Annotated in this window: 21 protein-coding genes; 10 read left to right on the plus strand and 11 right to left on the minus strand. The window is 70.7% G+C overall.

Features of this window, described 5'->3' with window-relative positions; genetic code table 11:
- Positions 1 to 23: 23 nt before the first annotated feature.
- Positions 24 to 2,063, plus strand: a complete 2,040-nt coding sequence (locus tag LRD69_RS20690; RefSeq protein ID WP_277328041.1) for a thioredoxin domain-containing protein — start codon at positions 24 to 26, stop codon at positions 2,061 to 2,063.
- A 66-nt stretch (positions 2,064 to 2,129) separates the two neighbouring features.
- Here the strand turns inward: LRD69_RS20690 and LRD69_RS20695 are convergent, their stop codons facing one another.
- Positions 2,130 to 2,888: a hemolysin III family protein gene (locus LRD69_RS20695; RefSeq protein ID WP_277328042.1), complete on the minus strand. Its 759-nt coding sequence runs from the start codon at positions 2,886 to 2,888 to the stop codon at positions 2,130 to 2,132.
- Between the two features lie 212 nt (positions 2,889 to 3,100).
- On the opposite strand from LRD69_RS20695, the gene LRD69_RS20700 reads away from it, so the two are divergent.
- Positions 3,101 to 4,927, plus strand: coding sequence for a phosphoenolpyruvate carboxykinase (GTP) (locus tag LRD69_RS20700; protein WP_277328043.1), 1,827 nt, complete (start codon positions 3,101 to 3,103; stop codon positions 4,925 to 4,927).
- Positions 4,928 to 5,145: 218 nt separating this feature from the next.
- On the opposite strand, the gene LRD69_RS20705 is transcribed toward LRD69_RS20700, so the two are convergent.
- The 7 genes from LRD69_RS20705 to LRD69_RS20735 all read right to left on the minus strand — a co-directional run bounded on the left by LRD69_RS20705 (position 5,146) and on the right by LRD69_RS20735 (position 12,965).
- On the minus strand, positions 5,146 to 5,748 hold the full coding sequence (locus tag LRD69_RS20705; protein WP_277329810.1) for a hypothetical protein: 603 nt from the start codon (positions 5,746 to 5,748) through the stop codon (positions 5,146 to 5,148).
- Positions 5,749 to 5,764: 16 nt separating this feature from the next.
- Positions 5,765 to 7,381, minus strand: coding sequence for a substrate-binding and VWA domain-containing protein (locus LRD69_RS20710; protein ID WP_277328044.1), 1,617 nt, complete (start codon positions 7,379 to 7,381; stop codon positions 5,765 to 5,767).
- Positions 7,378 to 8,568, minus strand: a complete 1,191-nt coding sequence (locus LRD69_RS20715) for a toxic anion resistance protein (RefSeq protein WP_277328045.1) — start codon at positions 8,566 to 8,568, stop codon at positions 7,378 to 7,380. Before LRD69_RS20715 ends, LRD69_RS20710 begins: the two co-directional genes overlap by 4 nt.
- A gap of 29 nt (positions 8,569 to 8,597) precedes the next feature.
- Positions 8,598 to 9,707: a substrate-binding domain-containing protein gene (locus tag LRD69_RS20720; protein ID WP_277328046.1), complete on the minus strand. Its 1,110-nt coding sequence runs from the start codon at positions 9,705 to 9,707 to the stop codon at positions 8,598 to 8,600.
- A gap of 383 nt (positions 9,708 to 10,090) precedes the next feature.
- Positions 10,091 to 10,510 (minus strand): hypothetical protein, encoded by a 420-nt coding sequence (locus LRD69_RS20725; protein ID WP_277328047.1) that lies wholly within the window; start codon positions 10,508 to 10,510, stop codon positions 10,091 to 10,093.
- Between the two features lie 89 nt (positions 10,511 to 10,599).
- Positions 10,600 to 11,811 (minus strand): pyridoxal phosphate-dependent aminotransferase, encoded by a 1,212-nt coding sequence (locus LRD69_RS20730; RefSeq protein WP_277328048.1) that lies wholly within the window; start codon positions 11,809 to 11,811, stop codon positions 10,600 to 10,602.
- A 320-nt stretch (positions 11,812 to 12,131) separates the two neighbouring features.
- Positions 12,132 to 12,965, minus strand: a complete 834-nt coding sequence (locus LRD69_RS20735; protein ID WP_277328049.1) for an arylamine N-acetyltransferase — start codon at positions 12,963 to 12,965, stop codon at positions 12,132 to 12,134.
- 98 nt (positions 12,966 to 13,063) lie between these two features.
- Here LRD69_RS20735 and LRD69_RS20740 point away from each other — a divergent pair, with 98 nt between their 5' ends.
- Complete coding sequence (locus tag LRD69_RS20740) at positions 13,064 to 13,939, plus strand: DUF3626 domain-containing protein (RefSeq protein WP_277328050.1); 876 nt, start codon at positions 13,064 to 13,066, stop codon at positions 13,937 to 13,939.
- A 12-nt stretch (positions 13,940 to 13,951) separates the two neighbouring features.
- Here LRD69_RS20740 and LRD69_RS20745 read toward each other — a convergent pair whose 3' ends face one another.
- Positions 13,952 to 14,317, minus strand: a complete 366-nt coding sequence (locus LRD69_RS20745) for a DUF1801 domain-containing protein (RefSeq protein ID WP_277328051.1) — start codon at positions 14,315 to 14,317, stop codon at positions 13,952 to 13,954.
- A 279-nt stretch (positions 14,318 to 14,596) separates the two neighbouring features.
- Here LRD69_RS20745 and LRD69_RS20750 point away from each other — a divergent pair, with 279 nt between their 5' ends.
- The 3 genes from LRD69_RS20750 to LRD69_RS20760 all read left to right on the plus strand — a co-directional run bounded on the left by LRD69_RS20750 (position 14,597) and on the right by LRD69_RS20760 (position 18,098).
- Positions 14,597 to 15,466, plus strand: a complete 870-nt coding sequence (locus tag LRD69_RS20750; protein ID WP_277328052.1) for a serine protease — start codon at positions 14,597 to 14,599, stop codon at positions 15,464 to 15,466.
- A gap of 83 nt (positions 15,467 to 15,549) precedes the next feature.
- Positions 15,550 to 16,008 carry a hypothetical protein gene (locus tag LRD69_RS20755; protein WP_277328053.1) on the plus strand — a complete coding sequence of 153 codons (459 nt, stop codon included), beginning with the start codon at positions 15,550 to 15,552 and terminating at the stop codon, positions 16,006 to 16,008.
- Positions 16,005 to 18,098 (plus strand): glycosyltransferase, encoded by a 2,094-nt coding sequence (locus tag LRD69_RS20760; RefSeq protein WP_277328054.1) that lies wholly within the window; start codon positions 16,005 to 16,007, stop codon positions 18,096 to 18,098. The genes LRD69_RS20755 and LRD69_RS20760 overlap by 4 nt, the downstream gene beginning before the upstream one ends.
- 275 nt (positions 18,099 to 18,373) lie before the next feature.
- On the opposite strand, the gene LRD69_RS20765 is transcribed toward LRD69_RS20760, so the two are convergent.
- Together LRD69_RS20765 and LRD69_RS20770 are read right to left on the minus strand one after the other, a co-directional pair.
- A complete protein-coding gene (locus LRD69_RS20765) occupies positions 18,374 to 19,987 on the minus strand; it encodes a D-aminoacylase (RefSeq protein WP_346771916.1) in 1,614 nt (537 codons plus the stop codon).
- A 121-nt stretch (positions 19,988 to 20,108) separates the two neighbouring features.
- A complete protein-coding gene (locus LRD69_RS20770) occupies positions 20,109 to 21,413 on the minus strand; it encodes an alanine racemase (protein WP_277328055.1) in 1,305 nt (434 codons plus the stop codon).
- Positions 21,414 to 21,549: 136 nt separating this feature from the next.
- On the opposite strand from LRD69_RS20770, the gene LRD69_RS20775 reads away from it, so the two are divergent.
- The 4 genes from LRD69_RS20775 to LRD69_RS20790 all read left to right on the plus strand — a co-directional run bounded on the left by LRD69_RS20775 (position 21,550) and on the right by LRD69_RS20790 (position 25,526).
- Positions 21,550 to 22,737: a sugar kinase gene (locus LRD69_RS20775; protein ID WP_277328056.1), complete on the plus strand. Its 1,188-nt coding sequence runs from the start codon at positions 21,550 to 21,552 to the stop codon at positions 22,735 to 22,737.
- Positions 22,734 to 23,498: an IclR family transcriptional regulator gene (locus LRD69_RS20780; RefSeq protein ID WP_277328057.1), complete on the plus strand. Its 765-nt coding sequence runs from the start codon at positions 22,734 to 22,736 to the stop codon at positions 23,496 to 23,498. The genes LRD69_RS20775 and LRD69_RS20780 overlap by 4 nt, the downstream gene beginning before the upstream one ends.
- Positions 23,499 to 23,504: 6 nt before the next feature.
- Positions 23,505 to 23,915 (plus strand): RidA family protein, encoded by a 411-nt coding sequence (locus LRD69_RS20785; protein ID WP_277328058.1) that lies wholly within the window; start codon positions 23,505 to 23,507, stop codon positions 23,913 to 23,915.
- Positions 23,916 to 24,050: 135 nt separating this feature from the next.
- Entirely contained in the window at positions 24,051 to 25,526 is a 1,476-nt protein-coding gene (locus LRD69_RS20790) for a gluconate:H+ symporter (protein ID WP_277328059.1), read from the plus strand.
- The last annotated feature ends 53 nt before the right edge of the window (positions 25,527 to 25,579 follow it).

Below are 25,579 nucleotides of genomic sequence, written 5' to 3' on the forward strand. Positions count from 1 at the left end.
GCCCGGTGCGCGAGGATGGGGGCATGGCCAATCGACTTGCGCAGTCCACCTCGCCCTACCTCCTCCAGCACGCGGACAATCCGGTCGACTGGTGGCCTTGGTCGCCCGAGGCGTTCGAGGAGGCACGCAGCCGGAACGTGCCGGTGGTATTGAGCGTCGGCTATGCGAGCTGCCATTGGTGCCATGTCATGGCGCACGAGTCGTTCGAGGACGAGGCGACCGCGGCATACATGAACGAGCACTTCGTCAACGTGAAGGTCGACCGCGAGGAGCGGCCCGACGTCGACGCCGTCTACATGGAGGCGGTGCAGGCGGCGACGGGGCAGGGCGGCTGGCCGATGACCGTCTTTCTGACCGCCGACGCCGAGCCCTTCTACTTCGGTACGTACTTCCCGCCCGAGCCCCGGCACGGCATGCCTTCCTTCCGGCAGGTCCTCGAAGGCGTCGTGTCCGCCTGGAACGAACGCCGCGGCGAGGTCACCGAGGTCGCCGGGCGCATCGTCCACGACCTGGCAGGGCGCTCGCTGGCGCACGGTGGGGAGGGGCTGCCCGACGAGTCGGAACTGGCGCAGGCGCTGCTCGGGCTGAGCCGCGACTACGACGAGAAGCACGGCGGTTTCGGCGGCGCCCCCAAGTTCCCGCCGTCCATGACGATCGAGTTCCTGCTGCGCCACCATGCCCGCACCGGCGCCGAGGGTGCTCTCCAGATGGCCGTCGACACCTGTGGGGCGATGGCCAGGGGCGGGATGTACGACCAGCTCGCCGGCGGGTTCGCGCGGTATTCGGTGGACCGGGAATGGGTCGTACCGCACTTCGAAAAAATGCTCTACGACAACGCACTGCTCTGCCGGGTCTACGCCCATCTGTGGCGGGCCACGGGGTCGGAACTGGCCCGGCGGGTCGCCCTGGAGACCGCCGATTTCATGGTGCGGGAGCTGCGGACGGCGGAGGGCGGATTCGCTTCCGCGCTCGACGCGGACAGCGAGGACGTGGACGGCAAGCACGTCGAGGGCGCGTATTACGTGTGGACGCCCGCGCAGTTGCGCGAGGTGCTGGGGGAGGAGGACGCCGCGTTCGCCGCCGCGTACTTCGGGGTGACGGAGGAGGGAACCTTCGAGGAGGGGTCCTCGGTGCTCCAACTGCCGGGCGAGGCGTCCGCGGTGGACGGGGCGAGGGCTGCCGACGTGCGGGCCCGGCTGCTCGCTGCGCGTGAGGAGCGGGCGCGGCCGGGGCGGGACGACAAGGTGGTAGCCGCGTGGAACGGGCTGGCGATCGCCGCGCTCGCCGAGACCGGGGCGTATTTCGAGCGGCCCGATCTGATCGAGCGGGCCACCGAGGCGGCGGACCTGCTGGTCCGGGTCCACATGGGGGACGTCGCCCGGCTGGCCCGTACGTCCCGGGACGGCCGGGCGGGAGCCAATGCCGGGGTGCTGGAGGACTACGGCGATGTCGCGGAGGGTTTCCTCGCGCTGGCGGCCGTCACCGGCGAGGGCGTCTGGCTGGAGTTCGCGGGCTTTCTGCTCGATATCGTGCTGGCGCACTTCACCGGTGAGGGCGGGCAGCTGTACGACACGGCGGACGATGCGGAACAGCTGATCCGCCGCCCGCAGGACCCGACCGACAGTGCGACTCCGGCGGGCTGGACGGCGGCGGCGGGGGCGCTCCTCTCGTACGCGGCGCACACCGGCTCGGAAGCTCATCGTGCTGCCGCGGAGGGGGCGCTGGGTGTGGTGAAGGCGCTCGGGCCGCGGGCGCCGCGGTTCATCGGGTGGGGGCTGGCGGTCGCCGAGGCGCTGCTCGACGGTCCGCGCGAGGTGGCGGTCGCCGGGCCGGTGGGCGGCGAACTGCACCGCACGGCGCTGCTGGGGCGGGCACCGGGAGCGGTGGTCGCGGCGGGCACGTCGGGCGGCGGGGAGTTTCCGTTGCTGGTGGACCGGCCGCTGGTGGGCGGGGCGCCGACGGCGTACGTCTGCCGGCATTTCGTCTGTGATGCGCCGACGACCGATGCGGGGGAGCTGGCGCGGAAGCTCGGAGGGGAGCGGACGGAGTCGGCCGGGAGCTGATACGGGCGAGGCGGAACCCGGCGGCCACGGTCCGAGGGCCGGGGCCGCCGTTCGGGGCTGCCCCGGTCAGCTGTGGTTGTAGGCCACCAGCGAGATGCCGACGTAGTGCACGACGAACGCCACCAGGGTGAACGAGTGGAAGACCTCGTGGAAGCCGAACCACCGTGGTGACGGGTTGGGGCGCTTGATGCCGTAGATGACGCCGCCGGCGCTGTAGAGCAGTCCGCCGACGACGACCAGGACGAGGACCGCGATCCCGCCGGTGCGCATGAAGTCGGGCAGGAAAAAGACAGCGGCCCATCCCATGGCGAGGTAGCAGGGGGTGTAGAGCCAGCGCGGTGCGCCGACCCAGAACACCCGGAAGGCGATTCCGGCCACTGCTGCCGCCCATACCGCCCAGAGCAGCGGCCGTCCGGTCGATTCGGGGAGGAGGAGCAGCGTCAGCGGGGTGTAGGTGCCCGCGATGATCAGGAAGATATTGGCGTGGTCGAGTCTGCGCAGGACGGCTTCGCCGCGCGGTCCCCATGTGCCGCGGTGGTAGATCGCGCTCACGCCGAACAGCATGCATGCGGTGAGGGTGTAGACGGCGCAGGCGATGCGGCCGACGGTGCTGTCGGTGAGGGCGATGAGCGTGATGCCGGCGATGAGCACCGCGGGGAACATTCCGGCGTGCAGCCAGCCGCGCAGCCGCGGCTTCACGGGGAGTGACGCCGCGTCGCCGGGTGTGACCTCGGCCGACACCGCTGCGTCGGTGGCCTTCTCGTGCGCCGTTCCCGCTGTGGTGGCTTCGGCTGGTTCGTGCGCGGAGGCGTCGGCAGCAGTCATGTCGGCATGCTACCTACGCAACCGTAGGTAACCGACATGAGTGGCGATGCTCACGTGTGCGGCCCCCTGGACATATGGGCGGATCGGTCGGATGATCAAATGAGTAAGGTCGGCACCGGATGAGCGCCAAGGGAATTAAAAGGGGTAGAAGCATCCGGGTCGTAGCCCCCACGGGGCACTTGCCCAGAAGACACCCTCACCAAGGAGCGATCGTGGCGCGCGACATCGCGGCTCCCCTCACTGTTCCCACCCAGCACCAGGAGCTCGTCTCCTGGGTGAACGAGATCGCAGCTATCACCGAGCCGGACCGGGTGGTCTGGTGCGACGGTTCCGAGGCCGAGTACGAGCGCCTGTGCGGGGAACTCGTGGCCAACGGCACGTTCATCAAGCTCGACGAGACGAAGCGGCCGAACTCCTACTACGCCGCTTCCGACCCGACCGATGTCGCCCGGGTCGAGGACCGCACGTTCATCTGCTCCGAGAAGGAGGAGGACGCGGGCCCGACGAACCACTGGAAGGCCCCCGCCGAGATGCGGGAGATATTCACCGGTGAGAACGGTGTCTTCCGCGGTTCCATGCGCGGTCGCACGATGTACGTCGTGCCGTTCTGCATGGGCCCCGTCGGCTCGCCGCTCTCCGCGATCGGCGTCGAGATCACCGACTCCGCCTACGTCGCGGTGTCGATGCGCACGATGACGCGCATGGGCCAGGCCGTCCTCGACGAGCTCGGCACCGACGGCTTCTTCGTCAAGGCCGTCCACACGCTGGGCGCGCCCCTGGCCGAGGGCCAGGAGGACGTTCCGTGGCCGTGCAACTCCACCAAGTACATTTCGCACTTCCCCGAGGACCGCGAGATCTGGTCGTACGGATCGGGCTACGGCGGCAATGCGCTGCTGGGCAAGAAGTGCTACGCGCTCCGCATCGCGTCGGTGATGGCCCGCGACGAGGGCTGGCTCGCCGAGCACATGCTGATCCTCAAGCTCACGCCGCCGCAGGGTGAGTCGAAGTACGTCGCCGCCGCGTTCCCGAGCGCCTGCGGGAAGACCAACCTCGCCATGCTGGAGCCCACGATCTCCGGCTGGACCGTCGAGACCATCGGCGACGACATCGCCTGGATGCGGTTCGGTGAGGACGGCCGCCTCTACGCGATCAACCCGGAGGCCGGCTTCTTCGGTGTCGCGCCCGGTACCGGCGAGCACACCAACGCCAATGCCATGAAGACGATGTGGGGCAACTCCGTCTTCACGAACGTCGCGCTGACCGACGACGGCGACGTGTGGTGGGAGGGCATGACCGAGACGGCCCCCGCCCACCTCACGGACTGGAAGGGCAACGACTGGACGCCCGCGTCCGACACGCCCGCCGCCCACCCCAACGCCCGCTTCACCGTGCCGGCCGGGCAGTGCCCGATCATCGCGCCGGAGTGGGAGGACCCGAAGGGCGTGCCGATCTCGGCGATCCTCTTCGGTGGCCGCCGCGCCTCGGCCGTTCCGCTGGTCACCGAGTCCTTCGACTGGCAGCACGGTGTCTTCCTCGGTGCCAACGTGGCCTCCGAGAAGACCGCCGCCGCCGAGGGCAAGGTCGGCGAGCTGCGCCGCGACCCGTTCGCCATGCTGCCGTTCTGCGGCTACAACATGGGCGACTACATGAACCACTGGATCAAGGTCGGCGCCGACAAGCCCGACCAGTCCAAGCTGCCGAAGATCTACTACGTGAACTGGTTCCGCAAGAACGAGGCGGGCAAGTTCGTGTGGCCGGGCTTCGGCGAGAACAGCCGTGTCCTGAAGTGGATCGTCGAGCGTCTGGAGGGCAAGGCCGAGGGCGTCGAGACGCCGATCGGCATCCTGCCCGCCAAGGGCGCCCTGGACACCAACGGCCTGGACCTGTCCGAGTCCGAGGTGGACTTCCTGCTCACGGTCGACAAGGAGGTCTGGCGCGAGGAGGCGGCGCTGGTCCCCGAGCACCTCAACACCTTCGGTGACCACACGCCGAAGGAGCTGTGGGACGAGTACCGCGCGCTGGTCCAGCGCCTGGGCTGACACCCACCGGGGCGCACTCCTGGAGTGCGCCCCCGCACACTCCGCGGCCGGGCCTCCCGACATCCATCCTGACCTGTGGGGTCAACGGCCCGCTGCGGTACGGCCCCCGGAATCCCCTTACGGTTCCGGGGGCCGCCCTTTCCCGGCCCTTTTATCAGGAACGTCCACGCATCGCCAGATGCCTGCGCACAACACCTTTGCAGCGCTTCACCGTTCCTTCACATGCCGCCCCGGTCCGACCGTCCCCGGTCCTCCAGATACCGCGTGTGCGTCTGCTGCCTGCGCGCCTCGGCCTCCCGCAGTCCCGCGGCCAGCGACTCAGCCTCCCGGTGCAGCAGGGACAGTTGCTGTTCGAGGGCGCGCTCGGGCGGCTCGGTGCCCGGTGTGAGCCGTGTCCACCAGCGGGTGCGCAGGTAGGTGTCGACGGACTCCGGGATGTCCTGGTGGACGGCGCGCGCCAGGGCGTGGATTCCTTCCGGGTCGGTGGCGAGGGCTTCGGAGACCCAGCCGGGTGCGAGCAGCCCTTCCAGAAGTTCCGTCAGCTCGACCAGTCGCCCGGACGCGGCGGGCGGCAGGTCCACCCCGCCCAGATACTCCCGCAGGGTCGCGAAGTCGGTCCGCAGCGAAGCCAGCCGGGACGACGGGTCGGGGAACTCGGGGGCGGGCAGCCGCTCGGGCGGAGCGATCAGCGCGCCCGCGGCATACAGTCCGGCGATCACCACCGGCCAGTACGCGCCCGCGAGTCCGGTGAAGGTGAGGGCGAGCCCGACGATCCCGCAGGCGCTCCCCGTCAGGTTCTTGCGGGACTCGATGTACGCCATGACCCGGCCCGGCGCTCTACTGGTAGCCACGGATCTCCTCGAATGCCCCGTCCAGGGAGCCCGGCCCCCGGTCCTTCGTCGCGTCGAAGAGCCGCCCGCCGGTCAGGGTGGCGATCGCGTCCAGTTCCGCACGGTCCGAGTCGCCGAAGACGACCGGGAAGACGGGGGTGACACGGCGCGCCACGGGGAGCGAGCGGTAGAAGGCGGTGAAGTCGTCGGCCGAGTGGCCCGTCGTGTTCTCGCCGTCGGTCATCAGGACGATCGACGTGAACGCGGACTCGGTGTCCGGCCCCAGCCGGTCGTAGGCCGACTCCAGGCTCGAGAAGATCGCGGTCTCGCCGCTCGCGGTCAGGGCGGCGGTGTCCGCCTTGATGGCCGCGAGCCCGGCCTGCGGATCGGCGGGATCGACCGTATGGGTGCGCGCCCGCTTCACCGACGACCCGAACGGCAACAGGGTGACCTCCTCCCGTTCCCGGAAGTCCCCGGTCAGCCCGGTCAGCGCCGCCTTCAGCTTCCGCAGCCGTTCGCCCCGCATCGACCCGGACGTGTCCAGGACGTACACGGTGCGTGAGGGCCGCCGGAGCTTGTTCTCGTAGCTGTGGAGCAGCCCGTCCGCGACGGATCGCGTGCCGGGGAACGGAAGTTCCCGGCGGGGCTCGGCGGCGAGCGGCGACGCCGGCCGCACGGAGGCGACGACCGGACGGCGGAATGTCTCCCGGGTCAGCTGCTGCTGCACGGCGGGGGAGCGGAAGTACGAGGTCAGGGCGCGCACCGAATCCTTCGCTTCGGGCGAGGCGGAGGCGAGCAGGCTCAGCGGGTAGTCGGCCGTCACCACGCCGTCGCGCGGGCGGATCACGGTCAGTCCGGTGTGGCTGTCCCGGTTGAGGGAGAGCAGTACGGACTCGTAGTTGATCAGCGCGTCGACGGTGCCGCGCCGGGCGTACGCGGTGGCCAGCCAGCCGGACGACCCGGAGGTCAGCCGCTGCCCGCCGAAGAATTCCTTCAGTTTCCCGCTTGCCTTGCGGACGTCGGCGTCGGTCAGCGCGGACTGGGCGCCGGACAGGGCCGAAGCCACCGAAACCAGGGCGGAGAAGCCGGAGTTGGAGCGGTCCGGGTCGGTCATCCCGTACGTCAGCCGTCCTTCGGCGACCGCCCGGTGCACCTGCGACCAGGTGACGTCCGACGGGTTCCAGCCCAGCCGCTCCACCACCGACGGCTTGACGCCGAGGGCGACCGGTGAAGCCATCAGCGGGGTTTCGGAGGTGATCCGCTTCGCCGCGTCGGGGTGAAGCCGCAGATAGTCGTCGGACGACAGCCACACCGCGTCGTACGCCCCGTCCGCCTCTCCGGACCCCAGCTGCCGGACGGCGTCGAGCGTCCCGGTCCAGGTGGGCCGGACCGTGATCCCGGTCGCCCGCCGTGCCTGCTCCAACAAGGTTTTCATGTCGGCGAGTTCACTGGACGCGAGCACGCGCAGTGTCCCGGTGCGGGGGGCGCCGTCGTCCTTCTTGCCGGACACCGCGGGACCGTCCGCCGCCGAACATGCCGCGACCGGTCCGAGGACCGCGGCGGCCAGCAGCGACGCCAGTGTGCGCGAGAGCCGGCGCCGCAGCCCTCTCGGCCGGCCCGTCATCCGAGACCGCCGCCCTCGAGCACCCCGGCGGACCGGCTGCGCGCCAAGTGGGTGCTCGCCTGCTGGAGTTCGGCGGTCAGTGATTCGACGGTCGCCGCCATCGACTCGGTCGCCTGCACCTTGTACGTGTCGATCGCGTCCAGCGTCCGGTAGATCTGCTGGAACGCCGTCCGCAGCGTCTCGGCGCCCACCGCCGGATCGGCGGCGATCCGCTGGATCTCCCCGCTCTGCGTGGCGAGCATCTCCGCATTGCCGCGGATGAGGTCCTCGGTCGTGGAGCGCAGCACCTGCACCTGCTCCGTGACCTTGCGCTGGCTCTCCAGCGCCGACGCCAGCATCACGGCGATCCGCAGCGCGGACACGGTCGTGGTCGCGGCCCGGTCGGCGCCCCTGATCAGCTCCTCGTTGTTGCGGCGTACGACGTCCATGGCCAGATACCCCTGCGCGCAGACTGCGAGCTGGGTCAGCAGATCCTGGTGCTTCTGCCGTACGGGGAACAGCACATCGGCCCGCAACGCGTCCGCCTGCGCGGGGTCGGCGGTCTCCGTCGCGCGGATGCGCTGCTCGACGGCGCCGTCCAGGGCCTCGGTGAGGACCACGTACTCCTGGAGTTTGCCCATCGTCTCCCAGAGCCGGGTGCGCTCGGTGTGGAGGGCCGCGTTGTCGCGGCGCAGTTCGTCCTGGCCGCCGCGGAGCGAGCCCACGATCCTGTTGAGGGTGGACTGAGCGGACGCGTACTTCGCGACATGGTCGCGGAGCCGGTTGCCGCCGGGCAGTTTCGCCAGCAGCCGGCGGGCGCCGCGGCCGGGGGTGTCGCGCGGGTCGAGGTCCTCGACGGTGCGGCGCAGTTCGACGAGCGAGGCGCCGACCCGCGACTGCGCGTCGGCGTCCCCGGAGCGCCCGGCGGAGAGCTCGCGGACCGTGCGGTCCAGCATCCGGTTGGACTGCTGCGCGGCGCTGCGGATGTCGCCCTGCCCGAGGGCGGCGATCTCCCCGATCCTGGTGGTGAACTCGGGGGAGCGGGCGTCGAGGCCGGCGAGACCGCCGACGTACTCGGTGGCGCGCCGCGTCATCTCCGTACGGACGGCGTCGTCGACCGGGACGAGTCCGGCGGCCTGTTCGGTGCGGACGGGGGCGACGGGTTCGGGCGGGGTGAGGACGAGCGGCTGCGGCTCGGCTTCGGTCATGGGTGAGGTCTCCCGGAAGGCGTATGTCGTCAGCCGCGGGTCCGCTGGGCCATCGTGCGCAGCACCGTTGCGGTGGGCACGGGCGCCTGGCGGATCCCGGTCAGCTGTTGGTCGATGTAGTCGGTGTGGCCGGCGGTCGCGGCGATGAACTCGGCCGCCGCGCCCTGGGGCCGGAAGCCGTGGCGCACGGCCAGCTTGCGCAGTCCGGGGTCGGTGGAGAGCAGCTCACCGAGCTGCCGTCCCGAGTCGGTCAGCGGTACGAGGGTGTGGTCGCTGGAGACGGTGGTGTCGGGGTAGAGGACGACGAGATCCCCGAGTTCCTGCTGCTGGTTCTGCAGGAGCAGTGAGGCGACCTGCGACTCGTACACCAGGACCAGCGGGTTGCCGACTCCGCTGATGAAGTCGCGGAACGGCGCGTCACTGCTCGTCTGTTGTGCCCCCTGCACCCGGATCAGCTTCTTCAGCAGCGGTGCGGTGCGGTCGATCGCGGCCTTGTCGGCGGCGACCCGGCCGCCGTCGGCGACGTACGAGGCGGCGGCAAGGTAGAGCGCGCCGGAGTTGGACGCGACGGGGTCGGTGCTCGCGATGAACACCGTGCCGGTCAACTCGGTGTGTTTCTGAGCCCCTTTGAGTTGCTGCCAGGTCCGGTCCGCCTGCGCGGCCTTCAGATACGGGGCCATGAGCAGCTTCCCGCTGGACCTGTTGCTCAGCGCCGCCAGCCCGTTGTCCGCCAGCACCTGTGCGGCGCTGCGGTGTGCGACGACGACGAGCGGCGAGTAGAAGGGCCGGATCGGCCCGCCCTTGACGGTGGACCTGCGCTGCAGTTCGTCGGCGGGTGCCTTCGAGCCGGGGAAGGCGAAGTCGTAGCCCTTCAGGGACAGTTGATCCATGGCCCAGGATCCGGACGTCTCCGTCTTCACGGTGAATCCCCTGGCGGCAAGGGCCTTCACCACTTCGGGATCGGCGAAGAACTCCGCCTTCTCCGATCCGATCACTCCACGCACGGTCTTCGTTGCCGTGCTCGTGTCCCTGCTGTTGCGGCCTGCTGCGACGGCTGCTGCCACTCCGCCGATCAGCAGCACCGCCAGGACGATTCCCACGATGCGTCTCACGGAAGCAGGGTGCTCGCGGAAACCCACATTCCGGGCGGAGTTGGGTGGACGGAAGGTGAAGTGCGCATCCCAGTACGCAACGGGAACGGCCGGTTCTCTTCGGTGTGTCGATCGCGTGGCGGTCCACGGTGCGCCACCGAACGTCGCGGGGCGCCCCGGAACACCGTCATCGTGATGCTCGCCGTGACGCCGTTCGGGGCGGCGCTCCCTTCCTCGGTACGCGCGGGGAGCCGCGGTACGGAGAACCAGGGGGCCATGGAACCGGCCCCCGTCGCACGCGCCTGCCGGCGCCGCGCTTGCGACGTCTCCCGCCACGAGCCGGACCGGCCCGGGGGCCGGCTCGGCCCCGTGAGCGCCGCAGGTGGTTGGCGCCCGGTCCACGCGCCTTGGCGGCCCGCGGACCGGGGCCGTCAGAGGGCGCCGACCAGCCGGACGGGGCCGGTGGGCGCGTTGGGGGTGGTGGCAGCGGTGACCGCCGCCGTGTGCGTGTCCATCTGTTCGGCCGCGAGGATCGCGGCCGTCGTGTCGGCGCGGGACGCGGCCACCACCAGTGCGCGGCCCGCGAGGGCATGGGCACGGCGGTGGAGCGCGAGTGCGGGTGCGCCGGTCCGGCCGGCGTGCCGGGCGGGCGGCGTGCCGCGCAGTCTGGCGACCTGGCCGGCGATACGGTCGCCCGCCTCGCCGAGACCGAGCTCGTCGGTGACCGCGAGGAGCGCGGCCAGGTGTCCGGCGAGCTGGATGTCCAGCTCCTCCTCGCGGGAACGGTGCGGGAAGTCGTCGGCGTGGTCGGCCGGTGTGTGGACCGATTTGGTGCGGATCGGTTCGTACATGGATGGCCTCCTGGTGTTGCCTGGGACCATCCTAGCTTGGATTCAGTCTAAAGTTGTCTGTGATCCGAAAGTGCGCGCCGCCGCCCTGGTCAGGGTTGGCTGTACCCGTCCAGGAAGTTCCCGATCCGGCCGACCGCGTCCGTCAGATCCTTGGTCGACGGCAGCGTCACGATCCGGAAGTGATCGGGTTCCGGCCAGTTGAACCCCGTACCCTGCACGACCATGATCTTCTCGGCCCGCAGCAGGTCGAGGACCATCTGCCGGTCGTCCTTGATCTTGTAGACCTTGGGGTCGAGCCGGGGGAAGAGATACAGGGCCCCCTTCGGCTTCACGCACGTGATCCCCGGGATCTGCGTCAGCAGGTCGTACGCGACGTCCCGCTGCTCCAGGATCCGGCCGCCCGGCAGCACCAGGTCGTCGATCGACTGCCGCCCGCCGAGCGCCGTGGCCACCGCGTACTGCGACGGCATATTGGCGCAGAGCCGCATATTGGCGAGGATCGTCAGCCCCTCGATGTACGAGGCGGCGTGGGCCTTCGGGCCGCAGACCGCGAGCCAGCCCGACCGGTAGCCGGCCACCCGGTAGTTCTTGGAGAGCCCGTTGAACGTCAGCACCATCAGATCGGGCGCAATGGCCGCGGTCGGTGTGTGCGTGGCGCCGTCGTACAGGATCCGGTCGTAGATCTCGTCGGAGCAGACGACCAGGTTGTGCCGGCGGGCGATCTCCGTCAGCTCGAGCAGCATCGCGTCGTCGTAGACCGCGCCCGTCGGATTGTTCGGGTTGATGATCACGATCGCCTTGGTGCGGTCGGTGATCTTGCGCTCGATGTCGGCGAGATCCGGCATCCAGTCGGCCTGCTCGTCGCACCGGTAGTGCACGGCCGTACCTCCGGCCAGCGACACGGAGGCGGTCCACAGCGGGTAGTCCGGCGCGGGCACGAGCACCTCGTCGCCGTCGTCGAGCAGCGCCTGCATCGACATCTGGATCAGTTCGGAGACGCCGTTGCCCAGGTAGATGTCCTCGACATCGAGGTCGATGCCCTTGGTCTGGTAGTGCTGCATCACCCCGCGACGGGCGGACAGCAGCCCCTTCGCGTCGCCGTAACCGTGCGCCCCGGAGAGGTTGCGCAGTATGTCCTCGAGAATCTCGGGCGGGCACTCGAACCCGAACGCGGCAGGGTTGCCGGTGTTCAGCTTGAGGATGCGGTGCCCGGCTGTTTCCAGCCGCATCGCCTCCTCGAGCACGGGGCCCCGGATTTCGTAACAGACGTTGGCGAGCTTCGTGGACTGGATCACCTGCATGTCTGCGAGCTTACGGCGGTGTTTCACCGGCTGCGCGGGGTTCGCCCGCAGGTTGACCCACCCGGGTCGCGCCGCGTGCCTGCCCCGTCTTCCATCGCCATGCCCGCCCCGCCCCTGGACAGTGGGAACGCCGGTCATGGGCGGGGAGGGGCTTGGAATGGGGGTGTGGCGGACCGGACCGGTGAGATGCGCCACGTGAGGGGGTGGTGGCCGCGGCCGGGGCCCCGACCGGTTGGCCGATCACCGGAGAACGAGCCGTCCGGCCGGGCGGGCGGCGGTCCCGACGGGGCGCGGCCTCGGCCCGCCGCCGACCGGCACGTTCAGTCCGGCAGGCGGGCGCCCTCCGGGAGCCGGATGCCGAAGTCGGCCGCGAGGACCCGCAGCACCTCGTCGCCGTCCGCCAGCTCACGCTCCTTGCGCGTGCCGTCGGCCGCCGTTTCCACGAGCCTGCGGCCCATCAGTGCGAGATGCGCGTCCGGGGTGGTGCGCTGGACGTACGGCCGGTGCTGGAACGGGGAGCGCGGGTTGGTCGCGATGTGCCAGTTGATGACCTCGTAGTCCGGCGCCTCGAACGGCTCCAGCGTGAACGCGTACTGGTCCTCCCACTCCCCGCCCGCGCCCTTGGCCTGCAGCTTCCACAGCTCCAGCGGGCCGTCGTACGGCGCGTGCACGAGCCGGTGACGGCGCGGGGCGTCGTGCAGTTCCACGTCCGCCACCAGCGGGATCGGCTCCAGCAGCGACGTGTTCGCACCGAATCCGACATCGGCGAGATACGGGGTCGGCTCGCCCGGCACCTCGGCCCGGATGAGCATGTGGGTGCGCGGCCGTACGTCCCCGGGCGCGGCTCCCAGCAGCACGCGCGCGCAGAGCAGCGTGATCCGGAAACCGAGCGCGGTCAGCGCGGCGGCGAGGAGGGTGTTCTGCTCGTAGCAGTACCCGCCGCGCTCACTGCGTACGAGCTTCGCCTCCAGATCCGCGAGCGCGAGCGAGGGGGCACTGCCGAGCACGGGGTCCAGGTTCTCGAACGGGATGCCCAGCGCGTGGGCGCGGTGCACGGAGCGCAGCGCCTCCGCGGTGGGGCGGCGCTCACCGGTCCAGCCGATGCGGGCGGCGTACGCGTCGAGGTCGAGAGCGCGGGCGCTGTCGGTGGTCATGGTCCGACCGTACGCAATCGGGGCGGCGGGCTGCCACGGGCGCGGCGCGCCGCACAATCCGCGTGCGACGGCGGATCGCCTTCCGGCAGACTGCACCGGTGACCGACCTCGACGTCTCGTCGGCCCAGGCGCGCGCACTGCACCATGTCGCCTCGCTGTCCTCGGGACCGCCGCTCGACCCCGCCCTGCCGCTCACCCTGAACTTCCACCCCGACCGCATGGCGGGGGACCGCCCGATCCTGGTCGCGCTGGCCGAGGACGGCGTCTACCGCTCGCAGTTCGTCACCGGCACCGGCAACGGCGGTCTGACGGCGTACCCCGGCGGTGACCGGTGGCGCTGGGAGAGCCGGATCTTCGGCGGTGCGTACGACGCCATGCCCGGTGAACAGCGGCCGGTGTACGGGGCGTTGAACTTCCGCGGCAAGGGAGTCGGCGCCGCCCCGCGGTTTGGTTCCGCGCACTTCCGGCTGTCCGCGGCAGCCCTGCGGCGTGCCACCTTCTGCTACCCGGACAGCGCCGCCGAACCGTCGGACTTCGGCGTCGCGGCCCGTATGCGGCTCATCGAGCTGGCCGAGGCCGACACCCAGGACGCGCTCAACGACTACATCGAGGCGCAGGTGCACGGTCCTGTCGTGCTGGACCGCGACATGGAAGCCCTGGTCCTCGATCCGGGCTACCGGGGCACCGACGTCGAGGCCGCGGCCCGCCGGCTGCCGTGCCCCACGGAGTGGCACGCCGGATTCCGGCTGACGGTGGACGAGCTGCGCCGCCATCCGGACTACCGGGGGCAGGAGTTCGTCGCTCTCGGCGCGGAGATCGCGCAGGGCGGCGTGCTCGATCCGCGGATCATCGGGGACGCCGCCCGCACGGGCCGCTACGAGACGCAGTCGCTGAAGATGGTCTGGCACTGCCTGGCCCGCTTCGGCGCCCCGGCCGGGACTCCGGCACCGGATTCCGTCCCGGCGTGCCGCTGACCGGACGGTCCGTCAGCAGACCGTGCCCGGCCCGGCGGCGGTGGCCCCCAGCAGGTCGCGCACCAGGTCGAAGTCGATGGTCTCCGGCTTGCGGAAGCGCAGGCAGCCCTTGCCCATGTCCTGTCCTGCCAGCCTTTCCTCGAACGCGTCGCGGACGTCGGAGCGCATCAGGTAGAGGGAGATGTAGTTCTTCTGGCTGGCGAAGGCGATCTCGCCGACGCCGTCCCGCTCGTAGGCGGGCATCCCGTACGCCGTCTTCTCGACGTAGCCCTTCAGTTCCTGACGGCACATCTGCCGCAGCCTGGTCAGGGCCTCGCGGCGTTCCTGCGGGATCTCGGCCAGGTAGCCGTCGACATCTTCAGCCCTGCTCTGCACCATGCGACGACCCTAAGGGCTCTCCCTTAATCCCTGGCGGGCGCACGGCGACAGCTACGGCATTTCGCCGCGTTGTCGGAACGCCCGAATACAACCGGTATGAGGACGCCCCTCCGCCTTGCGATGCACCGCATCCGACGCCGCGCGCTGATCCACCAGGGATGACGGGACAGCCCTCAGGCCGAAAACAGGCTCTTGCCCGGCAGGGGCGCGCCCCTAACAATGCGCATGACAAAACCGAAGGAACCCTTCGGTCGCAGAGGTCACAGAGGGGACCCCCACATGAAAAAGCCTCTCGTCGGCGCACTCCTTGCTGTTCTGCTCCTCGGAGCGGGAACGGCCCCCGCGGTCGCGGCCACGAGCCACGACGCGGCCGCGCCCACCACCAGGGCCGCAGCGCCGCAGGCGGTCAAGGCCAAGGCCGTCAACTTCGCCGGGACAGTCGCGCTCAGCAACTGCTCCGGCTCCGTCGTCCGTGCACCCGGCTCGCTGCCGTCCGACCCGGCCCTCGTGCTCTCCAACGGGCACTGCATGGAGACCGGCTTCCCGGGGCCGGGCGAGGTCGTCCTCAACCGGTCGTCCTCCCGCAGCTTCACCCTGCTGAACGCGGCGGGCAGCGGCGTCGGCACCCTGCGCGCCAGCAAGATCGCGTACGGGACGATGACCGACACCGACATCTCGCTGTACCAACTCACCCGCACCTACGCCCAGATCGAGAGCACCTACGGCATCAAGGCGTTGGAGCTCAACGCCGCGCACCCGGTCCAGGGCACCGCGATCACGGTCGTCTCCGGCTACTGGAAACGCACGTACAGCTGCAGCGTCGACGGCTTCGTCTACCGCCTCGAGGAGGGCGAGTGGACCTGGAAGGACTCCGTCCGCTACACCTCCGCCTGCCAGACCATCGGCGGCACGTCCGGCTCCCCGGTGATCGACAACGCGACCGGCAAGGTCGTCGCCGTCAACAACACCGGTAACGAGGACGGGCAGCGGTGCACGGACAACAACCCGTGCGAGGTCGATGAGAACGGCAATGTGACGGTCCGCCAGGGCATCAACTACGCCCAGGAGACGTACGGCATCGTGCCGTGCATCGGTACCGCGAGCAAGATCGACCTCAACCTGGCCGGGTGCACTCTGCCCAAGCCGTAGAGAAACGCACACGATCCGGCAATATGTGGCGGTATCGGAGTCGGTTTTCGGCCGGAGGGCTGCGCTCCGTACAATCCACGGCCATGAGTCACCCCAGCGGTCAGCACAGCGCGGTCTTCGTCGACGCCTCCGGGCGTCGTGGGCGTCGGATGAGGTACGCGGCAGCACTGATCGGTGTCGTGTGTCTGCTTTTCGTCGGCGTCGTCGTCGCCGGACTGTTCGGTTCCGGCCCGGTGGGCGGCCCATTGCCCTGGGACGGGAGCGGCGGCGAGAAGCCGCCCGCGCGGGCCGAGCCCTCGCCCTCGCCCTCGTCGACGGACGCCTCCCGCCGCAAGGCGTCCGTCGACCCGGTCACCGCTTCCCGGAGTCCTGAAGCCAAGTCCGGCGGTCCCGCACCCAGCTCCTCCGACGCGACGGTCGGCAGCTCGGCGCCCGCCCCGGCACCGAGCGCGAGCGCGACATCCGCGCCAGGTAAATCGGACGGCAACCACGGTCACGGCACGCCGGCCCCCGCGGCCACCAACAAGGGGAACCGCCCGTGACCCGGCACGCGCAGCGTCGCGAACCCCGAGCCCACTGGGTGCTGCTCTCCCTCACGCTGGCAGCCGCGGCGACAGCCCTGCTGTTCAGCGGATACGGCCGCCACGAGATAGCCCCGACCCCGGGCCCCGGCCGGGGCTCCACCGCCTGCGCCACCCCCGGGCCGGCGGACATCTTCTCCGGCGGGCCCGTGGTCCAACTGGATCCGAAGACCGGGGGAGTCCGCAGCTCGAAGATGCCGCCCGGCACGGTCGCCCTCACCTATGACGGCGGCCCGAACCCTGCCTGGACCCCACGCCTGCTCGACCTGTTGCGTGCGCACCACGCCAAGGCGACCTTCTTCCTCACCGGCACCGAGGCCACCGCCCATCCCGAGCTCGTACGGCGGATCAAGGACGAGGGTCACGAGATCGGTTCGCACACCTACACCGATGCCGACCTCGGCTCCGTCTCCGGGATCCGCGCCGGACTCGAACTCTCCCTCGCCCAGAACACCCTGGCCGGCACCGCGGGCATCGGCACTCCGCTGCTGCGCCTGCCCCACACGACGACCACGGCGAGCTTCTGCGGCGAGCAGTGGGAGGCCGGGCGGCGCGCCATCATCGACGGCTATGTCCTGGTGGCCGCGGACGGCGCCGGACGCGAACCGAAGCAGGGCGCCGTACGCCAGTTCAGCGGCTCGGCCGAGGCGGTGACGGAGACGGCCGAGCTGTTCCGGAAAGCGGCCGGCGCACCCGCATACACGACCGTCAGTATGGGCCTGGGCCGGCCCACGGCCATGTACGAGGTGTCCGGACCGACCTACTGGAAGGGCAGGGCGGTCGTCCTGGCCCAGCAGGTCTCCCGGGCCTTCACCGATGCGATGACCTGGCTGCTCGCCGTCGCCGGCGCGATCACCGTGCTGCGGCTCGTCCTGCTGCTGACCGTCGCGCGGATGCATGTGCTGCGCGTACGCGCGAAGCGGAGCAGGCGCCGGGGTGCGCAGCGTCTGCCACCCCTGACCGAGCCGGTCTCGGTGATCGTCCCCGCGTACAACGAGGAGGCGGGCATCGAGGCGACCGTGCGTTCGCTGCTGGCGTCCACCCATGAGTACGTCCAGGTCATCGTGGTGGACGACGGTTCCAGCGACCGTACGTACGAAATCGCCGAGTCGATACCCGACTCTCGGGTGATGGTGGTCCGCCAGCCCAACGCCGGCAAGGCGAGCGCTCTGAACACCGGCCTGGCCTGGGCCCATTTCGACATTGTGGTCATGATCGACGGCGACACGGTCTTCGAGCCCGAGGCGATTCGCAATCTGATCCAGCCGCTCGCCGATCCGCGCGTCGGCGCGGTCAGCGGCAATACGAAGGTCGGTAACAGGCAGGGTGTCCTGGGCCGCTGGCAGCATCTCGAGTACGTCATCGGCTTCAATCTCGACCGTCGGATGTTCGATGTCATGGAGTGCATGCCGACTGTGCCCGGCGCGATCGGAGCCTTCCGCCGGGACGCGCTGATGGGCGTCGGCGGGGTCAGCGAGGACACGCTCGCCGAGGACACCGACCTCACGATGGCTCTCTGCCGGACCGGCTGGCGGGTGGTCTACGAGGAGTCGGCCGTCGCGTGGACCGAGGCGCCCGCGTCCGTGCGCCAGCTCTGGAAGCAGCGCTACCGCTGGTGCTACGGGACGCTTCAGGCGATGTGGAAGCACCGCAGGGCCCTGGTCGAACGGGGTCCTGCGGGCAAGCTGGGCCGGCGAGGGCTGACCTATCTGGCGCTCTTCCAGACGCTGCTGCCGCTGCTGGCCCCGCTGGTCGATGTGTTCGCCCTGTACGGTCTCCTGTTCCAGTCCGCGGGGCAGGCGGGCCTGGTGTGGCTTGGATTCACCGCCGTCCAGGTCTTCAGCGCGGTGTACGCGCTGCGGCTCGACCGGGAGAAGTTCGAACCGCTGTGGAGCCTTCCGCTCCAGATCTTTGTGTACCGGCAACTGATGTATCTGGTCGTGGTCCAGTCGGTGGTGACGGCGCTCCTCGGCAACCGCCTGGGCTGGCAGCGCATGCACCGCACCGGCTCCGCCGCGGACACGCTCGAGCGCCAACCGGTTGGCAGTTGAACGGATCCGGGCTCCAGGAGCTGACGTCACATGTCAGGCACACAGCACAAGCGCGTGTGCGGCGCGGCCCACGATCGCCGGTCGCCCGGAGATCCCCAGGCGGGTCGGCGTGGGGTCGGTGTACAGGACGACGTACACGCCGGTCCACCGCATGCGGCCACTCGTCGAGCGGCGTTCCCTCGAGTTCGGGCGGATACCTGTCGGCCGCCTGGGCCGGAGCGAGCAACTCCTCGAACCGGACGGCCGTCGGTCGATCGGTACCCCTCAATGGAGGGCTACGGCGTCGACCGGACCGCCCGCCCCGCCAGTACGGACGTCCGCCTGCCGTCCTCGATTACGAAGCGGCCGTCGATCAGCACGTGCGGGATGCCCACCGGCAATGTACGCGGGTTCTCGAACGTCGAGCCCGCCGCGACCGTCTGCGGGTCGAAGAGGACGAGGTCGGCGCGGTAGCCCTCGCGGACGTACCCCCGGTCGGCCAGGCGCAGCCGCGCCGCCGGGCGCGAGGTGAGGTGGGCGACGCACTCCTCCAGCGAGAGGATGCCCAACTCCCGTACGTAACGGCCGAGATACTGCGGGAACGTGCCGTACGCGCGGGGGTGCGGCTTGTCGCCCTGGAGGATGCCGTCGCTGCCGCCCGTGTGGACGCGGTGACGCATGATCTGCCGGACGTTCTCCTCGTGGCCCACGTGCTGGAGGATCGTCGTGCCGAGCCGGTCGTCGAGGAGCAGGCGGCGGGCGGTGACCCACGGCTCCTCGCCGCGCAGCCGCGCGGACTCGGCGACCGTACGGCCGACATGTTCGGCCAGCTCCGGCACGCTGACGCCGGAGATCTCGATCGTGTCCCACTCGATCGGCACGCCGTGGCAGCCGTCCGAGCCGAGCTCCTCCAGGTGGTGCCGGATTCGTTCGGCCGTCGCCTCGCCCGCGAGACGCGTGAGGATCGACTCCGGGCCGCCCTCGCTCGCCCAGCTCGGCAGCATCGCGACGAGCGTCGTGGAGCCGGGGGTGTAGGGGTACGTGTCGAGGGAGATGTCGGCGCCGGCCGCGAGGGCGTCGTCCAGGAGGCCGATCAGTTCGGGAGCCCTGCCCTTGTTGACGCCGAAGTTCATGGTGGCGTGGGCGAGATGGAGGGGGCAGCCGGCGTCCCGGGTGAGCTGGATCATCTCCTCGTACGCGGCGAGGGCGCCCGCACCGTACGAGCGGTGGTGCGGGCAGTAGTAGCCGCCGTGCTCGGCCACGACCCGGCACAGTTCGGTGAGTTCGGCGTCCTTGGCGTACATGCCGGGGGTGTAGGTGAGGCCGGACGACATGCCGACCGCGCCCTCCGCCATGCCCTGGGCGACGAGCTCCTTCATCCGGGTCAGCTCGGCGTCGGTGGCGGGGCGGTCGTCCCAGCCGACCGCGTACATGCGGACCGTTCCCTGCGGGATGAGGTACGCGGCGTTGACCGCGATGCCCTGGCCGCCGAAGTTGCGGTCGAGGCGGTCCAGGTACTCGCCGACGGTGCGCCAGTCGAGGTCGAGGTCCGAACCGTCGCCGTTCCAGCCGGTGATCGCCTTCCGCACCTCGGCGAGGGTGCGGTCGTCGACCGGGGCGTACGACAGGCCGTCCTGGCCCAGGACTTCGAGCGTGACGCCCTGGGCGGCCTTCGCGCTGTGATCCGGGTCCCGGAGGAGGGCGAGGTCGCTGTGGGCGTGCATGTCGATGAAGCCGGGGGCGAGGGCGAGCCCGGTGGCGTCGAGGGTGCGGGTGGCGGTGGGGCGGGGGCCGGGGGCACCGCTGGGGTGGATCTCGGCGATCCGGGCGTCGTCGATCGCGACATCGGCACGGTAGGAGGGGGTGCCGGTGCCGTCGATGACGGTGGCGTTGCGGACGACCAGGTCCATGGTGGGTTGCCTTTCAGGCGGTGCGCGTTCCCCGCCCCGCCCTCCCGCCCCGGGGGCGCTGCCCCCGGGGCGGAGCCCCGGTCACGGGAAGGGGCGGGGCGGGGAATCTGCCCCGCAGGGATCAGAAGAACGTGCGGATGTAGTCCGTGACCGTGCCGTCCGCCTCGACCAGCGGAATCAACTGCCACTTGTCGAAGCTCGTGCACGGATGCGAAAGCCCCATCCCCACCCAGTCGCCGACCTCCAGCTCCGCGCCCGCCTCGGTCCGCACCCACGTGTGCTGGTCGGACAGCCCCGTGACCGTGACTCCCGACGCCTGCCGCACCGAGCCGTCCCGCCCCGACCGGATCACCTGCGCCTCGGGCAGGTCGAGGTCGTACGCCGCATCCCGCTTCCCCGCGTTGAGGAACGCCTGCTCGGCTGAGGGACGCGACACGACCTGCGCCCACAGCCGGAAGGCCGGCTGCAGTGCCCCCTCCTCGGGCGTCCGGTTGAACGGAGTGATCCGCCGGTAGTGACCGTCGTCGTGCGAGACGTACGCGCCGGAACGCAGCAACTTCACCACAGGGGCGGAGAGTTCGGGAATCTCCGCGAAGACGTCGGCCACCGCGTCGAACCACGCGCTGCCACCCGCGCTGACCAGGATCTCGTCCGCACCGGCGAACCGGCCCGCCTTGTCGAGGTCCGCCGCCAGAGCGACGAGCCGGCGCAGCCAGTCCCGTACGCGCTCGGGCGACGCGTTCGGCACCTCGCCCTCGTAGCCGGCGACACCCACCAGTCGCAGGGTCTCCGTCGCCGCGACGGCGTCGGCGACGGCCGTGCAGTCGGCCTCGGTACGGGCACCGGTGCGCGCGCCCTCGCCCGCGCCCAGCTCCACCACGACATCCACCGCACGCGTGGCGGACGCGGCGCGCAGGGCCTCGTCCATCAGCTCGACACCGCGTACCGAGTCCACGTAGCAGACGAAGCGGAACTCCGGGTCGGCCTCCAGCTCGCGGGCGAGCCAGCGCAGGGCCACCGCGTCGACGACCTCGTTGGCGAGGAAGATCCGCTGGATGCCGTACGCCCGGTAGACCCGTGCCTGGTGCGGCACGGCCGCGGTGATGCCCCACGCGCCGCGCTTCAGCTGGTCCGCGAAGAGCTGCGGGGACATCGAGGTCTTGCCGTGCGGGGCGAACGCGAGGCCGTGGCGCTCCGCGTACGTCTCCAGGAGAGCGAGGTTGTGCTCGACGGAGTCGGCGGAGAGGGCGAGGACCGGGGTGGTGAACCCGCCCGTGAAGAGGTTGCGGCGTTCGGCGGCGAGTGCTCCGACGGTCAGGCCCTCCGCGTCGGGCGGGAGCGACTTGAAACGGTGGTCGACCGGTTCGTCGGCGAGTCCGGCGAGTGCGGTGGGTTCAGCCGGGGTGCCCGGGTGGTCGGCGGCCAAGGGAGCCTCCTCAAGAAGTATGCGTTGCAACATATGCAACAGTCATTGCGCATATCGCTCAACGCTGTCTAACATCCGAGCCGACGCCGGGTCAATGATGAGCCGGCGCTGCACGCAGATCAGCGAGGAGCCCAGTGTGCCCGGACCCGGAGCGGGGGCGGCCCACGCCGTCACGGCCAGCGATGTCGTCTGCCTCGGCGAGTCCATGGTGACGTTCCTGCCCTCGCAGCCCGGCCGCCTCGCCGACGTGCCGTCCTTCGGCCGCGCGATCGGTGGCGCGGAGTCCAACGTCGCCTGCGCGCTGGCGGCGGCGGGCCACCGGGCGAAGTGGGTCGGCCGCGTCGGGGCGGACGGCTTCGGCGACCATCTGGTCGAGGCGATCTCCGCGTACGGAGTGGACACCTCGGCCGTCCGGCGGGACCCGGCCCGCCCCACGGGCATCTACTTCCGTACGGCGGCCGACCGGGCGACGGACACGCACGAGGTCGCGTACTACCGGGCCGGTTCGGCGGCGTCCGCGATGTCCCCGGCGAACGTCCCGGCCGGTGACGTGCTCCGCGGCCGCATCCTGCACCTGTCCGGCATCACGGCGGCCCTGTCCGAGGACTGCCTGTCCCTGCTCCACTTCCTGACCGAGCCCCGCCCGGGACGCCCGCTGATCTCGTTCGACGTGAACTACCGTCCGGGACTGTGGCGCGGCAGCGAGGCCGGCCCGCAGGTCCTGCTCGACCTGGCGCGCCGCGCCGATCTGGTCTTCGTCGGTGAGGACGAGGCGCAGGAGGCGTGGGGGCTGTGCGGTGCGGACGCGATCCGTGCGGCGCTGCCGGAGCCGTCTCTGCTGGTGGTCAAGCGGGGCAGCGACGGCGCTACGGTCTTCTCGGGGGCCGGCCCCGAACCCCGGTCCGCGACCGCCGGACGGGCCGAAGCCACCGGGAGCGGAGCCCCGGGCCGGGAAGGGGCGGGCAGGGGGCAGGCCCAGGACGCCGCCGCTGCCACCCCCGACACCGTCACCACCGTGCCCGCGCTCCACGTGGACGTCGTCGCGGCCGTCGGCGCCGGTGACGCCTTCGCCGCCGGCTTCCTCTCCGCCACCCTCCGCGACCTCCCCGTCCGCGAGCGCACCCGGCACGGCCACCTCATGGCCGCCGCCGTCCTCACCGTCCCCGGCGACCTCACCGCCCCTCCCTCCCGCGCACATGCCGACCGCCTCGTCGCTCTCGACGACGACGCCTGGGGGAGACTGCGTCTCGGCCCCGGCTGGACGGCAGCCGGCCAGGCCCCGGTCACCCGGACCCCGGTCACGCAGGAGGTACAACCGACATGAGCCAGACCGTCGACCGCGCGCTGAGCATCCTCCCGCTCCTGGCCCAGGGCCCCGCCGACCTCGGCCAGGTCGCCGACCGCCTCGGTGTGCACAAGTCCACCGCGCTGCGCCTGCTCCGTACGCTCCACGAGCACGGGCTCGTCTACCGCCAGGAGGACCAGCGCTACCGCCTCGGCGCCCGACTGTTCGCCCTCGCGCAGGAGGCCGTCGAGAATCTCGACGTACGCGAGATCGCGCACCCCCACCTCGTCGGGCTGAACGAGCAGTGCGGGCACACCGTCCATCTCGCGGTGTACGAGGAGCACGAGGTCCTCTACATCGACAAGGTCGAGAGCCGCTACCCGGTCAGGATGTACTCCCGGGTCGGCAAGCCCGTCGCGATCACGGTCGCCGCCGTCGCCAAGCTGCTGCTCGCCGATCTGGCCGAGCCCGAGCGGCGCGCGATCGCCGAGAAGCTCGACTACCCCATGTACACGTCCCGTTCGATCCCGAACGCCGGCGCCTTCCTCAAGGAGCTCGCCGCCGTCCGCGAACAGGGCTGGGCCACCGATCTCGGCGGCCACGAGGAGTCCATCAACTGCATCGGCGCCCCCATCCGCGGCGCGGACGGCCGGGTAGTCGCCGCCATGTCGGTGTCCGCACCCAACGTCGTCGTCACGGCCGAGGAACTCCTCACCCTGCTCCCGCTGGTGCGCCGCACCGCCGACGCCATCAGCCGGGAGTACTCCGGCACGCCCACCCCCCAACCCAAGAAGGCCTGAACCGTCATGACCGAGAAGACCGCGCTCACCCCCAGCACCCACACGACCCCGCCCGCCAAGTTCTCGCACGGCGTGAAGAAGGGGAACATCCTCCAGGTCGCCGGCCAGGTCGGCTTCCTGCCCGCCGTCGAGGGCCAGGCGCCGACCCCGGCCGGTCCGACGCTGCGTGAGCAGACCCTCCAGACGTTCGCCAACGTCAAGGCGATCCTGGAGGAGGGCGGCGCGAGCTGGGACGACGTGATGATGATGCGCGTCTACCTCACGGACGTGGACCACTTCGCGGAGATGAACGAGATCTACAACGCGTACTTCGGCGAGCAGAACCTCAAGGAGGCCCCCGCCGCCCGTACGACGGTCTACGTCGGCCTCCCCAAGGGCCTGCTGATCGAGATCGACGCGCTCGCCGTCCTGAGCTGAACGAGGCGGCCGGTCCACAGCTGATCCGCTTGCCGCACCGCACCACCACGCCGTACGGCACGGCGCCCCGCACGACCGGGGCGCCGTGCCGCGCTCCACCCTGCCCGAAGGATCCCCCCACCACGGAGCCGTCCCATGCTGCTCGCCGCCACGCCACCTCCGGTCGAGATACCACCCCACACCGGTGGACTCCTCCTGCTGATCGACGGCACCGGCGGTCTGCTGACCGTCGCCGCCCTCGGTATCGCGCTCCTCCTCTTCCTGATCATCAAGATCAGGCTGCAGCCGTTCGTCGCGCTGCTCGCCGTCTCCATAGCCGTCGGCCTGGGCACCGGCCTCTCCGTCACCGAGCTCTTCGGCACGGTGCAGAAATCCGCCGCCGTCTCCGTCATCGAGTCCGGCATGGGCGGCATCCTCGGCCATGTCGCGATCATCATCGGCCTCGGTACGATGCTCGGCGCGATCCTGGAAGTCTCCGGCGGTGCCGAGGTGCTGAGCGCCCGGCTGCTGAATCTCTTCGGCGAGCGGCGCGCCCCGCTCGCCATGGGCCTGACCGGCCTCATCTTCGGTATCCCGGTCTTCTTCGACGTCGGCATCTTCGTCCTCGCGCCGATCGTGTACGCCGCCACGAAGCGGTCCGGAAAATCGATCCTGCTGTACGCGATGCCGCTGCTGGCCGGCCTCTCCATGACTCACGCGTTCCTGCCCCCGCACCCGGGACCGGTCGCCGCCGCGGGCCTCTTCCACGTCTCCCTCGGCTGGATCATCCTGATGGGCGCCGTCGTCGGCATCCCGTCCGTGCTCGCGGCCTGGGGCTATGCCGCGTGGATCGGAAAGCGGATCTTCGTCGAGGTCCCGCAGGACATGGTCGACGCCGCCGAGGAGGCGAAGGCAGCGGTCGTCGCCGAGCAGCGCGCCGCCGGAGTCGCCACGCGCGAGGAGCCGGTCGGGCTCGCCACCGTGCTGGCGATCATCGGTACCCCGCTGGTGCTGATCCTCGCCGCGACGTTCTCCTCCATAGCCCTGGACCCGTCCACGGTCCGCTCGGTCATCGAGTTCTTCGGCAACCCGTTCGTCGCCCTGACGATCGCGCTGATCCTCGCGTACTACCTGCTGGGCATCCGGCGCGGCTGGTCCCGCAAGTCCCTGGAATCGGTCTCGACTTCCTCGCTGAAGCCGGTCGGCAACATCCTGCTGGTGGTCGGTGCGGGCGGCATCTTCGGCGCCGTCCTGAAGGCCAGCGGCATCGCGGACGCCCTCGCCGACACGTTCAACGACGTCGGCCTGCCGGTCATCCTGCTGGCCTGGCTGATCTCCGTCGTCCTGCGCGTCGCCCAGGGCTCGGCCACGGTCGCGATCGTCACCACGGCCGGCATCGTCGTCCCGCTGGTCGAGGGCCAGGGCATGTCCCAGGCGCACCTGGCACTGATCATCATGGCGATCTCGGCGGGTTCGATCTTCGCCTCGCACGTCAACGACGGCGGCTTCTGGATGGTGTCGAAGTACTTCGGCATCACCGAGCGCGACACCCTGAAGTCCTGGACGGTCCTGGAAACGGTCCTGTCTGTGGCGGGCTTCGCGGTGGCGGCGCTGCTGAGCCTGGTGATCTAGCCCAACGCCACGTACGGAGCGAGGCCGAGGGTTGTCCCGTCAGGGCTACGGGG

Origin of the sequence: Streptomyces sp. JH14 (assembly GCF_029428675.1) — a bacterium.
GTDB lineage: Bacteria > Actinomycetota > Actinomycetes > Streptomycetales > Streptomycetaceae > Streptomyces.

Excerpts from the sequence above, each read along its gene's own strand:
- LRD69_RS20690 (WP_277328041.1), top strand. The coding sequence starts at position 24 with ATGGCCAATCGACTTGCGCAGTCCACCTCGCCCTACCTCCTCCAGCAC.
- LRD69_RS20695 (WP_277328042.1), bottom strand. The coding sequence starts at position 2,888 with ATGACTGCTGCCGACGCCTCCGCGCACGAACCAGCCGAAGCCACCACA.
- LRD69_RS20705 (WP_277329810.1), bottom strand. The coding sequence starts at position 5,748 with ATGGCGTACATCGAGTCCCGCAAGAACCTGACGGGGAGCGCCTGCGGG.
- LRD69_RS20710 (WP_277328044.1), bottom strand. The coding sequence starts at position 7,381 with ATGACGGGCCGGCCGAGAGGGCTGCGGCGCCGGCTCTCGCGCACACTG.
- LRD69_RS20715 (WP_277328045.1), bottom strand. The coding sequence starts at position 8,568 with ATGACCGAAGCCGAGCCGCAGCCGCTCGTCCTCACCCCGCCCGAACCC.
- LRD69_RS20725 (WP_277328047.1), bottom strand. The coding sequence starts at position 10,510 with ATGTACGAACCGATCCGCACCAAATCGGTCCACACACCGGCCGACCAC.
- LRD69_RS20730 (WP_277328048.1), bottom strand. The coding sequence starts at position 11,811 with ATGCAGGTGATCCAGTCCACGAAGCTCGCCAACGTCTGTTACGAAATC.
- LRD69_RS20735 (WP_277328049.1), bottom strand. The coding sequence starts at position 12,965 with ATGACCACCGACAGCGCCCGCGCTCTCGACCTCGACGCGTACGCCGCC.
- LRD69_RS20745 (WP_277328051.1), bottom strand. The coding sequence starts at position 14,317 with ATGGTGCAGAGCAGGGCTGAAGATGTCGACGGCTACCTGGCCGAGATC.
- LRD69_RS20750 (WP_277328052.1), top strand. The coding sequence starts at position 14,597 with ATGAAAAAGCCTCTCGTCGGCGCACTCCTTGCTGTTCTGCTCCTCGGA.
- LRD69_RS20755 (WP_277328053.1), top strand. The coding sequence starts at position 15,550 with ATGAGTCACCCCAGCGGTCAGCACAGCGCGGTCTTCGTCGACGCCTCC.
- LRD69_RS20765 (WP_346771916.1), bottom strand. The coding sequence starts at position 19,987 with ATGGACCTGGTCGTCCGCAACGCCACCGTCATCGACGGCACCGGCACC.
- LRD69_RS20780 (WP_277328057.1), top strand. The coding sequence starts at position 22,734 with ATGAGCCAGACCGTCGACCGCGCGCTGAGCATCCTCCCGCTCCTGGCC.
- LRD69_RS20785 (WP_277328058.1), top strand. The coding sequence starts at position 23,505 with ATGACCGAGAAGACCGCGCTCACCCCCAGCACCCACACGACCCCGCCC.
- LRD69_RS20790 (WP_277328059.1), top strand. The coding sequence starts at position 24,051 with ATGCTGCTCGCCGCCACGCCACCTCCGGTCGAGATACCACCCCACACC.